The sequence below is a fragment of the Brenneria izadpanahii genome (assembly GCF_017569925.1).
Classification (GTDB): domain Bacteria; phylum Pseudomonadota; class Gammaproteobacteria; order Enterobacterales; family Enterobacteriaceae; genus Brenneria; species Brenneria izadpanahii.
In genome coordinates this window covers 3,997,289-4,009,951 of sequence record NZ_CP050854.1, presented here as the reverse complement: position 1 = coordinate 4,009,951, position 12,663 = coordinate 3,997,289, and the positions used below count along the sequence as shown (strand labels likewise).

The following is a 12,663-nucleotide window of genomic DNA, read 5'->3' as shown; positions in this document are numbered from 1 at the left end:
AAGCAGGTTGCATCGACGTACGTCATGTTCAGGAGCTGATAGCTTTGCCAGCGTGATTACGCCATGCACATCAAAATGTGCTTAGGCACAAACAGGTTAGGTTAAGGAGTTTATAGTGAAAAAGTGGTTGTGTGCTGCTGGTCTTGGTCTAGCGTTGGCTGCTTCAGCCGGTGTCCAGGCCGCTGACAAGATTGCCGTTGTTAACGTATCCAGCATTTTCCAACAGTTGCCGCAGCGTGAAACCGTGGCTCGCCAACTGGAAAATGAATTCAAGGGCCGTGCGACTGAATTGCAATCCATGGAAAAAGATCTGCAAACCAAGATGCAAAAGTTGCAGCGTGATGGTTCTACCATGAAAGCGAGCGATCGCAACAAAATGGAGAAAGACGTAATGGCTCAGCGCGAGCAGTTCTCCACCAAAGCGCAGGCTTTCGATCAGGATAACCGTCGTCGCCAGATGGAAGAACGTAACAAGATCCTGAGCCGTATCCAGGACGCGGTAAAAGCTGTTGCCAGTAAAGAAGGCTATGATGTCGTGATTGATGCCAATGCCGTCGCTTACGCGGCTAATGCAAAAGACATTACCGCCGATGTGCTGAAACAGGTTAAATAATTCATGTATTCAATTCGACTGGATGCTTTAGCACAACAGTTGGATGCGCAATTACACGGTGATGGCAGTCTTGCCATCACCGGCATTGCTTCTATGCATTCAGCAAAGTCAGGGCAGATCACTTTTCTGTCCGACAGCCGCTATCGTGAACAATTGACAGAGACTAAAGCCTCTGCGGTAGTGCTGACTGAAGCGGATTTACCCTACTGTCAGGTTGCGGCGCTGGTGGTTAAAAACCCTTACCTGACGTATGCGCGCATGGCGCAATTGATGGATACCACCCCGGCTCCTGCTGCGGACATCGCTCCCAGCGCGGTCATCGCAGCGGATGCAACGATAGGGCGGGACGTCGCTATCGGGGCGAATGCCGTTATTGAGTCAGGCGCGCGGCTGGGCGACAACGTGTGCATCGGTCCAGGCTGTTTTATCGGTAAAAATGCGCGTATCGGCGCCGGAAGCAAGCTGTGGGCGAACGTAACGATTTACCATAACGTCGAAATGGGTGAACACTGCCTGATTCAGTCAGGCGCGGTTATCGGTTCCGACGGTTTTGGCTACGCCAACGATCGGGGTAACTGGGTGAAGATCCCGCAGTTAGGTTCGGTCAAAATCGGCGATCGCGTTGAAATCGGCGCCAGCACAACGATCGATCGCGGCGCATTGGACGACACGATCATTGGTAACGGCGTGATCATTGATAATCAATGTCAGATTGCGCATAACGTTGTGATTGGTGACAATACCGCGGTCGCAGGCGGCGTCATTATGGCCGGAAGCCTGAAAATCGGTCGTTATTGCATGATCGGCGGGGCCAGCGTGATCAACGGGCACATGGAAATCTGCGATAAAGTTACGGTAACGGGAATGGGGATGGTGATGAGGCCAATCACCGAACCTGGGGTATACTCTTCAGGCATTCCTTTACAGCCCAATAAAGTTTGGCGTAAGACCGCCGCGCTGGTGATGAATATTGATGACATAAGCAAGCGGTTAAAAGCCGTTGAGCGAAAAGTCGATAAAAGTTAGCCGGCGGCGTTTCTGATCCGCTTTGGTGGAAACGCTGATGTGGATGCCGCAGGCGGCGTCCGCCTGATGGGCCGAGTAATAGTAATACAGCCAACGTACCTGCAACTTGAAAGATGAAGGGTATAAACGCATAGTCTGGATGTAAACGAAAGGACCGGGTGTGAGCCAGAGAGCTCCTCCACTTGTGTACCAATCCTTATTTGCGGCCTGCCTGAAGATCCCCCTTTTAGGGTCTGAGCAGGCCGTGTTGTTGATGGCATCAGTTTTATGGACAGGAAGAGTATTTTGACTACTGACACTCATACTCTGCATATTGAAGAGATTTTAGAATTATTACCGCACCGCTTCCCGTTTTTGCTGGTTGACCGTGTACTGGATTTTGAAGAAGGAAAATTTTTGCGGGCGGTGAAAAACGTCTCTTTTAATGAACCTTTCTTTCAAGGTCACTTTCCGGGCAAACCTATCTTCCCTGGCGTGTTGATTCTGGAAGCAATGGCTCAGGCAACGGGTATTCTGGCGTTTAAAAGCGTCGGCAAGCTTGAGCCAGGTGAACTTTATTACTTTGCGGCAATTGATGAAGCGCGTTTTAAACGCCCTGTAGAGCCTGGGGATCAGATGATCCTTGAGGTTGAATTTATCAAAGAGCGTCGCGGCGTTGCACGTTTTAAAGGCGTTGCTAAAGTTGATGGTGAGATCGCTTGTGAAGCGTCAATGATGTGTGCTCGTCGTCGGGAGGCCTGATACCGTGATTGATCAAACCGCCTTTGTTCATCCCAGTTCCATTGTTGAAGACGGCGCCGTCGTTGGCGCCGGTGTGCATATCGGCCCATTCTGTTATATCGGTTCTCAGGTTGAGATCGGTGCAGGTACTGTGTTGAAGTCGCACGTCGTGGTTAATGGTGTAACCAAGATTGGCCGCGATAACGAAATCTATCAGTTCGCCTCAATCGGCGAAGTGAATCAGGATCTGAAGTATGCAGGAGAGCCGACTCGCGTCGAGATCGGCGATCGTAACCGTATCCGCGAGAGCGTCACTATTCACCGTGGTACGGAACAAGGTGGTGGGTTGACCAAAGTCGGCAGCGATAATCTGCTGATGGTCAATACGCATATCGCGCATGATTGCGTGGTCGGCAATCGCTGTATCTTTGCCAATAACGCGACGCTGGGCGGACACGTGTCCGTAGATGATTTTGCGATTATCGGCGGTATGACGGCGGTACACCAATTCTGCATCATCGGCGCTCATGTCATGGTCGGCGGATGTTCCGGCGTGGCGCAGGATGTTCCTCCTTACGTTATCGCGCAGGGAAATCATGCCACGCCGTTCGGCTTGAATATTGAAGGATTGAAACGCCGCGGTTTTGAAAAAGAAACGCAGCATGCCATCCGCAATGTCTATAAGCTGATTTACCGCAGCGGTAAAACGCTGGACGAAGTGAGGCCGGAAATTGAAGCGCTGGCGCAGAAGTATCCGGCGGTGCAGGCCTTTGTTGATTTCTTCAGCCGTTCTACCCGCGGTATCATCCGTTAATCCATGACGCAGCGTCCTTTGGTTATCGGATTGGTTGCCGGAGAAACCTCCGGCGATATTCTTGGCGCGGGATTGATCCGCGCGCTTAAAGAGAAAGTTCCTGATGCTCGTTTCGTTGGCGTCGCCGGACCGCATATGCAGGCTGAAGGTTGCGAAGCCTGGTACGAGATGGAAGAGCTGGCCGTCATGGGCATCGTTGAGGTGCTCGAACGTTTGCCTCGTTTGCTGAAAATTCGCCGCGATTTAACTCAGCGTTTTAGCGAACTGAAGCCCGATGTTTTCGTCGGCATCGATGCGCCGGATTTTAATATTACGCTGGAAGGCAACCTGAAACGGCGGGGTATTAACACCATTCACTATGTCAGCCCGTCCGTTTGGGCCTGGCGTCAAAAACGTGTTTTCAAAATAGGTAAATCGACCAACCTGGTTTTGGCGTTTCTTCCTTTTGAAAAAGCGTTTTACGATCGTTTTAATGTTCCCTGTCGCTTTATCGGTCATACAATGGCTGACGCCATGCCGTTGCATCCGGATAAAAGAGCCGCCAGAGCGGCTTTAGGGCTGCCTATCGATGCCCGTTGCCTGGCGCTGTTGCCCGGCAGCCGTGGCGCCGAGGTTGAGATGCTCGGCGAAGTCTTTCTTAATACCGCCAAACTGCTGCGTCAGCGTTTCCCCGATCTGGAGATTGTGGTGCCGCTGGTTAACAGCAAACGGCGCGAGCAGTTTGATCGGATAAAAGATAGCGTTGCGCCGGATTTACCGGTTCATCTCCTGGACGGACGCGCGCGCGAAGCGATGATCGCCAGCGACGCCACCCTGCTGGCTTCGGGCACTGCCGCGCTGGAATGCATGTTGGCGAAATGTCCGATGGTGGTAGGGTATCGCATGAAGCCTTTCACCTTCTGGCTGGCGCGCAAACTGGTGAAAACGCCCTGGGTTTCCCTGCCCAATCTGCTGGCCGGTCGCGAGCTAGTGACGGAACTGCTGCAAACGGACTGCACGCCGGATAAACTGGCGGCGGCGCTGACGCCCTGGCTGGCGGATGAGCATAAGATCGCCGCTTTGCGGGCAACGTTCCTGGATTTGCACCAGCAAATTCGCTGCAATGCCGATGAGCAGGCGGCGCAAGCCGTATTGGAATTAGTAAAATCATGAGTCATACGTTTCTCTACCCGCAGGCATATTGTTGCATTGCGGGGGTTGATGAGGTAGGACGCGGACCTCTGGTGGGCGCAGTCGTCACCGCCGCGGTTATTCTCGATCCTTCCCGGCCGATCGTCGGGCTGGCGGATTCGAAGCAGCTAAGCGAAAAACGCCGGCTGGCGCTCTATGACGAAATAAAAGAAAAAGCGCTGTCCTGGAGTCTGGGACGGGCCGAACCGGAAGAGATCGACCGGTTAAATATATTGCATGCCACCATGTTGGCGATGCAGCGGGCGGTGGCCGGGCTGTCATTGACGCCGGATTTTGTGCTTATCGATGGCAATCGCTGCCCGGCTTTGCCGATGCCGGCGCAGGCCGTAGTGAAAGGCGATAGCCTTGTTATGGAGATTAGCGCGGCGTCGATTATGGCGAAGGTGACGCGCGATCGCGAGATGGTCGAATTGGATAAGCTGTTTCCGGATTATGGGTTTGCGCAACACAAAGGCTATCCGACCGCTTTTCATCTGGAGAGACTGGCGGCGCTGGGCGCCACCGCGTACCACCGCCGGAGTTTTGCCCCGGTTAAACGGGCGTTAGGATTGGCGTAACATACGTTCATCCTTACTTTTAACTGCTGTAATAATCTTTTTATTGCAGCGCTGACGAATCGAAGAATTCTGGGATCTGGATATGGCCGAGCCACGTTTTGTTCACCTGCGTGTTCATAGTGACTATTCCATGATCGATGGGCTGGCAAAAGTCGGGCCGCTGGTAAAAAAAGCGGCGGCGCTAGGCATGCCGGCGCTGGCGATTACCGATTTCACTAACCTGTGCGGGCTGGTAAAGTTTTACGGCGGCGCTCACGGCGACGGTATCAAGCCAATTGTCGGCGCGGATTTTTATGTCGCGAGCGAAGAGTTGGGCGATGAACTTGCGCAGCTCACGATACTGGCGCTGGATAATGAGGGCTACCAGAATCTCACGTTACTGATATCCCATGCCTATCAACGCGGTTACGGAGCCGAAGGCCCGACCATCGATCGCGATTGGCTGATTGAATACAGCAAAGGATTACTGCTGCTGTCCGGCGGCCGTCACGGCGACATCGGCAAATTCCTGCTGCGCGGAAATCAGGCGCAGGTTGAGCAATGCCTGGCCTTCTATCAGCAGCATTTCCCTTATCGTTATTATCTGGAGCTTATCCGCACCGGGCGTCAGGATGAAGAGAACTATCTGCATGCCGCGGTTGAACTGGCCATTAAGCACGAACTGCCGGTTGTCGCGACCAATGACGTCCGTTTTATCAGCGAAGATGATTTCGACGCGCATGAAATCCGCGTGGCGATCCATGATGGCTACACGCTGGACGATCCCAAACGGCCGCGAAATTACAGTCCGCAACAGTATATGCGCTCCGAAGATGAGATGTGCGAGCTGTTTGCCGATATTCCCGAAGCGCTGACTAATAGCGTCGAAATAGCCAAACGCTGTAACGTAACCATCCGGTTGGGCGAATATTTCCTGCCGCAGTTCCCGACCGGGGATATGTCCACCGATGATTATCTGGTCAAGCGGGCCAGGGAAGGGCTGGAGGAGCGCCTGGCGTTCCTGTTCCCCGATCCGGAAGAGCGGGCGGCTAAACGCCCCGCCTATGATGAACGTCTGGAAACGGAACTTCAGGTTATCAACCAGATGGGGTTCCCCGGCTACTTTCTCATCGTGATGGAGTTTATCCAGTGGTCCAAGGATAACGATGTTCCGGTCGGGCCAGGACGCGGATCGGGGGCGGGGTCGCTGGTGGCCTACTCGTTGAAAATCACCGATTTGGATCCGCTGGAGTTCGACCTGCTGTTCGAACGTTTCCTGAACCCCGAACGTGTTTCCATGCCCGACTTTGACGTTGACTTCTGCATGGAAAAACGCGACAGGGTGATCGACCACGTTGCCGATATGTACGGACGGGATGCGGTATCGCAGATTATTACTTTCGGTACTATGGCGGCCAAAGCGGTTATCCGCGACGTGGGACGGGTGCTGGGTCATCCTTACGGTTTTGTCGATCGCATTTCCAAACTGGTGCCGCCCGATCCGGGAATGACGCTGGAAAAAGCGTTCGCGGCCGAACCACAGCTACCTGAAATCTATGAAGCCGATGAGGAAGTCAGGGCGCTAATCGACATGGCGCGTAAGCTGGAAGGCGTTACGCGCAATGCGGGGAAACATGCCGGCGGGGTGGTTATCTCCCCGACCAAAATCACGGATTTTGCCCCGCTGTATTGCGATGCGGAGGGCAACCATCCGGTTACCCAGTTCGATAAAAGCGACGTTGAATATGCCGGTCTGGTGAAATTCGACTTCCTCGGCCTGCGTACGCTGACCATCATCGACTGGGCGTTGGAGATGATCAACGCGCGGCGGGCCAAGCAAGGCCTTGAGCCGATCGACATTGCCGCGATCCCGCTGGATGATAAAAAGAGCTTTGACATGCTGCAACGCTCGGAAACCACGGCGGTGTTCCAGCTTGAATCGCGCGGCATGAAGGATTTGATCAAACGCCTGAAGCCCGACTGCTTTGAAGATATGATAGCGTTGGTGGCCCTGTTCCGTCCCGGCCCGTTGCAGTCCGGCATGGTGGATAACTTTATCGACCGTAAGCACGGCCGCGAAGCGATTTCATACCCCGATATCGAATGGCAGCATGAGTCGCTGAAACCGGTGCTGGAACCGACCTATGGTATTATTCTGTATCAGGAACAGGTGATGCAGATCGCCCAGGTTCTGGCGGGGTATACGCTGGGCGGCGCGGATATGCTGCGCCGCGCCATGGGTAAGAAAAAGCCGGAAGAGATGGCGAAACAGCGCTCGGTATTTAAAGAGGGCGCGGAAAGGATGGGCATCGACGGCGAACTGTCGATGAAAATCTTTGACCTGGTGGAAAAATTCGCCGGCTATGGCTTTAACAAATCCCACTCGGCGGCCTATGCGCTGGTCTCCTATCAGACCCTGTGGCTGAAAGCGCATTATCCGGCGGAATTCATGGCGGCGGTGATGACCGCCGATATGGATAACACCGATAAAGTGGTGGGGCTGGTGGACGAATGCTGGCGCATGGGGTTGAAAATTCTGCCGCCGGATATTAACAGCGGACTTTACCATTTTCACGTCAACGACGACGGCGAGATCGTTTACGGCATCGGGGCGATTAAAGGCGTGGGCGAAGGGCCGATTGAAGCGATCATCGAAGCGCGCAATCGGGGCGGCTATTTTAAAGAACTGTTCGATCTCTGCGCCCGTACCGATATTAAGAAACTGAATCGCCGGGTGCTGGAAAAACTGATCATGTCCGGGGCGTTCGATCGCCTGGGGCCGCACCGCGCCGCGTTGATGAATTCGCTGGGGGATGCGCTGAAAGCGGCCGATCAACATGCCAAGGCCGAAGCCATCGGTCAGGTGGATATGTTTGGCGTGCTGGCGGATGCGCCCGAGCAGGTTGAGCAGTCCTACAGCACGGTACCGCCCTGGCCGGAACAGGTGGTGCTGGACGGTGAGCGGGAAACGCTGGGGCTTTACCTTACCGGCCACCCGATCACCCAATACATTAAGGAAATAGAACGTTATGCCGGCGGCGTACGTTTAAAAGATATGCATCCGACGGAACGGGGCAAAATGACCACGGCCGTCGGCCTGGTGTTGGCGGCCAGGGTAATGGTTACCAAACGGGGAAACCGTATTGGCGTTTGTACGCTGGACGATCGTTCCGGTCGCCTTGAGATAATGCTGTTTACCGATGCGTTGGAAAAATATCAGCATTTATTGGAAAAAGACCGTATTCTGATCGCCAGTGGACAGGTCAGCTTTGATGACTTTAGCGGCGGGCTTAAAATGACCGTCCGCGAGTTAATGGATATCAGCGAAGCGCGGGAAAAATATGCGCGCGGGCTTGCTATCTCTCTGACTGACAGGCAAATTGATGACCAGTTATTAAACCGTCTCCGCGAATCGTTGGAACCGCACCGATCGGGGACGATCCCAGTGCATCTCTATTATCAACGTGAAGATGCGCGCGCCCGGTTACGCTTCGGTGCGGCATGGCGGATAACGCCGACCGATGTGTTGCTGAACGATCTGCGCACATTAGTGGGTAATGAACAGGTGGAACTGGAATTTGACTAATATAGGAATACTATGAGTCTGAATTTTCTTGATTTTGAGCAGCCGATTGCAGAGTTGGAAGCGAAAATTGACTCGCTGACCGCAGTCAGCCGTCAAGACGAAAAATTAGATATTAATCTGGATGAAGAAGTCCAGCGCCTGCGTGAGAAGAGTGTTGAACTGACGCGTAAAATTTTCTCCGATCTGGGGGCCTGGCAAGTCGCCCAGTTGGCTCGTCATCCAATGCGTCCTTATACGCTGGATTACATCAAGCATATCTTTACCGACTTTGATGAACTGGCGGGCGATCGCGCCTATGCCGATGACAAAGCGATTGTTGGCGGCATTGCGCGTCTGGACGGACGTCCGGTGATGATTATTGGTCATCAGAAAGGCCGCGAAACCAAAGAGAAAATCCGTCGTAATTTCGGCATGCCTGCGCCGGAAGGCTATCGTAAGGCTCTGCGTCTGATGGAAATGGCGGAACGTTTCAAACTACCGATCATCACGTTTATCGACACGCCGGGCGCTTATCCGGGCGTCGGGGCCGAGGAGCGCGGGCAGTCGGAAGCCATTGCTCGCAATCTGCGGGAAATGTCCTGCCTGCGCGTGCCGATCGTCTGTACCGTTATCGGTGAAGGCGGTTCCGGCGGCGCGCTGGCTATCGGCGTGGGCGACAAGGTCAACATGTTGCAATACAGCACCTATTCGGTGATTTCACCGGAGGGCTGCGCCTCTATTTTGTGGAAGAGCGCGGATAAAGCGCCGTTGGCCGCAGAAGCGATGGGCATTACGGCTCAGCGCTTGAAAGAGCTGAAGCTGATTGACAGCGTGATCCCGGAACCGCTGGGTTCCGCGCATCGGGACGTGGCGACGATGTCTGAATCGCTGAAGGCGCAACTGCTGGCCGATCTCCAGGATCTGGATGCGCTGGATGAAGAAGAGCTGCTTAACCGCCGTTATCAGCGTCTGATGAATTACGGCTACTGCTGATTTATTCATCGGGTTACTATTTAAAAGTCCGCTGTCAGCAATGAGAGCGGACTTTTTGCTATGATTTTTCCTGCTCCGTTTGAATTGCGTCGCTCTAGCGATAAATGCGCGATTTGCAGATAACCTGGGCCGAACATCATCAATCAACGTGGGATTTATGCTAAAACTCATTGATACGCATCATATTGCAATTATTGCCTCTGACTATGAACGCAGTAAGGCTTTCTATTGCGACGTGCTGGGTTTTACACTGATTAATGAGGTGTATCGCGCCGCGCGGGATTCCTGGAAAGGGGATTTGGCGCTGAATGGGCGCTATACCATTGAGCTGTTTTCATTCCCGAAACCGCCGGATCGCGTTAGCCGGCCTGAAGCCTGCGGCTTGCGCCATCTGGCCTTCTCGGTTGAAAGCGTGGAACAGGCCAGCGCCGCGCTCGCTCAGGCGGGCGTGGTTTGCGAGCCGGTGCGCATCGATCCTGAAACGCAGAGGCGGTTTACCTTCTTCTGCGATCCTGATGGATTGCCTTTAGAACTGTATGAGATTTGACACGGTGAACAGCGCTACGCCCGAAAGCCCTTTACTTGCCTCCCTTATCGCTCAACTGGCTGAATATCGGCGGATCCTGGTGGCTTACAGCGGCGGGCTGGATTCCAGCGTTTTACTGCATTTGATGGTGGAATTACGCCAACGTAATAACGATATTGCGGTGCGCGCGGCTTACGTTCATCACGGTTTGAACCCGTTGGCGGATAGCTGGGCCGAGCACTGCCGTCAGCAATGCCGGCAATGGCAGGTGCCGTTTGCCGAGCTTAGCGTTACCGTCGATGCGCAAAACGGCGGCGTTGAGGCGGCGGCAAGAGAGGCGCGCTATCAGGCGCTGAATTCGCACTTGTTGGACGATGAAGTTTTGCTGACGGCGCAGCATCTTGACGACCAAAGTGAAACGTTTTTACTGGCGCTCAAACGCGGCAGCGGTCCTGCCGGGCTTTCAGCGATGGCCTCCCAAACGACATTAGGCGACCACGCGCTGCTACGGCCTTTACTCGGTTTTTCCCGCCAACAGTTGGAGAAGTATGCGCGATGCCGCCAATTGCGTTGGATCGAGGATGACAGCAATCAGGATGAACGCTTCGATCGTAACTTTCTGCGTAAAAAGATACTTCCCCAATTAACCGAACGCTGGCCGCATTTCCCTACGGCGGTTGCGCGCAGCGCGCAGCTATGCGCCGAACAGGAACAACTGCTTGACGAGCTTTTGGCTGATTCCTTGCAGGCGCTGTGTCAGCCGGATGGCTCCCTAAGCATTGACGGCCTGCTGCCGCTCAGTCCGGTGCGGAGATTTGCATTGCTGCGTCGCTGGCTGGCGGCGCGGGGAGCGCAGATGCCCGCCCGCGATCAATTGCAGCGATTGTGGCATGAGGTTGCCGTTAGCCGTCAGGATGCCGAGCCGCTGCTACAGCTTAACCAGCGGCAGATTCGGCGTTTTCGACAGCATCTTTATGTGCTGCCGCCGCTGCAATCGCTGAAAACCCGCGTATTAACATGGACGCCGCCGTTCGCGCCTCTTACGTTACCTGACGGCGCTGGCGTACTATCATTGGGGGACGACGGCACGCGAGTGCGTCGGCCGAATGCGGACGAACAGGTCAGTATCCGTTTCCGTGCCGGCGGACGGGTGCATATAGTAGGGCGGAGCGGCGGCCGGTTGATGAAAAAAATCTGGCAGGAGCTGGGCGTGCCGCCATGGTTGCGCGATCGTACTCCCTTGCTTTTCTATAACGATCGGTTGATTGCCGCGCCCGGCCGGTTTGTGACGTTGGCAGGTCAGGCGAAAGAGGGCGATCCGGATTGGTGTATCGTCTGGCTGACTGATGATTTCTGAAAGAAAAACGGACAACGTGCGTTGTCCGTTTGAGAAAAATCGATGCGAATCAAGATTCGCTGACCACCACTTTCCCTATTTCAGGGTGGCTAAAGCTGACGATGTGATCGAGTCGCAGTTCACGCGTCGAGCCGGACTCTTCGATCACTAAATATTCAACATGTTTACGTGAGATCATGTCGCTGGCTTTGCCGATCACGGTTTCACCATTACGCAGTTCCAGCGTCAGTATCAAATTCTGCTGGCAGGTGGCCTCCAGATTGTCATAATCATCACAGTTGATGGGTTGATATTCGTTACTCATTGACATAATCGCTCACCAATAAGTTGGCAGCGGCATAAGCCGCCTGTTCCCTGACAGAGGATGGCAATTCGCTGTTAGCAGCGATGCCATCCAGGGTTTTCAATACACAACCCAGCGAATCGGGTATATAGCCCAGATCGCCGCTGGCGATCTCCGCGTATACGCGGCGTACTAATTCACAGTATTCTTGCACTATATCCTCCCCTGAAAGCCTAACCCGGTAGGGATTCATGCATCCTCGTGTTTACAGCGAGGGGATGTTGTAAGCCTACGAAGATAAACTCTATTTATCAAATCGACTATAGCATAGGCTTTATTAGGATATCAGCATTCCAATTGGTCTGTTTCATAACAGCTATCGCCTTTACTGTGAGGTTAGTCCCAACTCAAGTACACTGTCTGCGGATAAACATGAGGTAACAGATGGCATTAAAAGCAACGGTGTACAAAGCGGCGATCAACATTGCGGATATGGACCGCCATTTTTTCTATGACGCTAACCTGACAATCGCTCAACATCCCTCAGAAACGGAACAGCGGATGATGCTGCGTTTGCTGGCCTGGATTTGCCATGCGGATGAAAATTTACGCTTTACCAAAGGCCTGAGCGCCGATGATGAGCCTGAAATCTGGCTGCGTAACGATACGCTGGAACTGGAAAAGTGGATCGAACTGGGGTTGCCGGATGAAAAACGTCTGAAGAAAGCCTGCAGCCTGTCGCGTTCCGTCGCGCTGTACGCCTATAGCGAACGTGCCGCGCAGGTATGGTGGCAAAATATGGCGGGCAAAGTCTCGGGATATAAGAACCTGGCAATCTATTTTCTCGACGATCGCCAGTTGGCCCAACTCGCCGCTTTGGCAAAGAGAAATATGACGCTGCAGGCTACTTTACAGGAAGGAACCATCTGGTTGTCCGACAGTGAGAATAGTCTGGAAATCACATTTGCCGACTGGCAAAGCGCGCATCAATAAGGATTATTATGCGCGGTGTTGATGAAAAGTAGAAGAAATCATCAGT

13 protein-coding genes are annotated in these 12,663 nt (G+C 53.7%); 11 read left to right on the top strand and 2 right to left on the bottom strand.

What is annotated here, in order from left to right:
- The first annotated feature begins 115 nt into the window (after positions 1-115).
- The 10 genes from skp to tilS all read left to right on the top strand — a co-directional run bounded on the left by skp (position 116) and on the right by tilS (position 11,341).
- On the top strand, positions 116-613 hold the full coding sequence (skp, locus tag HC231_RS17865) for a molecular chaperone Skp (protein WP_208228074.1): 498 nt from the start codon (positions 116-118) through the stop codon (positions 611-613).
- 3 nt (positions 614-616) lie between these two features.
- Positions 617-1,639: a UDP-3-O-(3-hydroxymyristoyl)glucosamine N-acyltransferase gene (gene lpxD, locus HC231_RS17860; protein ID WP_208228073.1), complete on the top strand. Its 1,023-nt coding sequence runs from the start codon at positions 617-619 to the stop codon at positions 1,637-1,639.
- Positions 1,640-1,906: 267 nt separating this feature from the next.
- Complete coding sequence (gene fabZ, locus HC231_RS17855) at positions 1,907-2,380, top strand: 3-hydroxyacyl-ACP dehydratase FabZ (RefSeq protein WP_183092042.1); 474 nt, start codon at positions 1,907-1,909, stop codon at positions 2,378-2,380.
- Between the two features lie 4 nt (positions 2,381-2,384).
- Positions 2,385-3,173, top strand: a complete 789-nt coding sequence (lpxA, locus tag HC231_RS17850) for an acyl-ACP--UDP-N-acetylglucosamine O-acyltransferase (RefSeq protein WP_208228072.1) — start codon at positions 2,385-2,387, stop codon at positions 3,171-3,173.
- A 3-nt stretch (positions 3,174-3,176) separates the two neighbouring features.
- Positions 3,177-4,325, top strand: coding sequence for a lipid-A-disaccharide synthase (lpxB, locus tag HC231_RS17845; RefSeq protein ID WP_208228071.1), 1,149 nt, complete (start codon positions 3,177-3,179; stop codon positions 4,323-4,325).
- Complete coding sequence (gene rnhB / locus HC231_RS17840) at positions 4,322-4,921, top strand: ribonuclease HII (protein ID WP_208228070.1); 600 nt, start codon at positions 4,322-4,324, stop codon at positions 4,919-4,921. The genes lpxB and rnhB overlap by 4 nt, the downstream gene beginning before the upstream one ends.
- 82 nt (positions 4,922-5,003) lie before the next feature.
- A complete protein-coding gene (gene dnaE / locus HC231_RS17835) occupies positions 5,004-8,486 on the top strand; it encodes a DNA polymerase III subunit alpha (protein ID WP_208228069.1) in 3,483 nt (1,160 codons plus the stop codon).
- Positions 8,487-8,498: 12 nt separating this feature from the next.
- Positions 8,499-9,458 (top strand): acetyl-CoA carboxylase carboxyl transferase subunit alpha, encoded by a 960-nt coding sequence (gene accA, locus HC231_RS17830; protein WP_208228068.1) that lies wholly within the window; start codon positions 8,499-8,501, stop codon positions 9,456-9,458.
- 157 nt (positions 9,459-9,615) lie between these two features.
- On the top strand, positions 9,616-10,005 hold the full coding sequence (locus tag HC231_RS17825; RefSeq protein ID WP_208228067.1) for a VOC family protein: 390 nt from the start codon (positions 9,616-9,618) through the stop codon (positions 10,003-10,005).
- Positions 9,995-11,341 (top strand): tRNA lysidine(34) synthetase TilS, encoded by a 1,347-nt coding sequence (gene tilS, locus HC231_RS17820; RefSeq protein WP_208228066.1) that lies wholly within the window; start codon positions 9,995-9,997, stop codon positions 11,339-11,341. Before HC231_RS17825 ends, tilS begins: the two co-directional genes overlap by 11 nt.
- Positions 11,342-11,390: 49 nt before the next feature.
- On the opposite strand, the gene rof is transcribed toward tilS, so the two are convergent.
- Positions 11,391-11,651, bottom strand: a complete 261-nt coding sequence (gene rof / locus HC231_RS17815; protein ID WP_208228065.1) for a Rho-binding antiterminator — start codon at positions 11,649-11,651, stop codon at positions 11,391-11,393.
- Positions 11,638-11,838 carry a YaeP family protein gene (locus tag HC231_RS17810; RefSeq protein WP_208228064.1) on the bottom strand — a complete coding sequence of 67 codons (201 nt, stop codon included), beginning with the start codon at positions 11,836-11,838 and terminating at the stop codon, positions 11,638-11,640. Before HC231_RS17810 ends, rof begins: the two co-directional genes overlap by 14 nt.
- A gap of 230 nt (positions 11,839-12,068) precedes the next feature.
- On the opposite strand from HC231_RS17810, the gene HC231_RS17805 reads away from it, so the two are divergent.
- Complete coding sequence (locus HC231_RS17805) at positions 12,069-12,617, top strand: YaeQ family protein (protein ID WP_208228063.1); 549 nt, start codon at positions 12,069-12,071, stop codon at positions 12,615-12,617.
- The last annotated feature ends 46 nt before the right edge of the window (positions 12,618-12,663 follow it).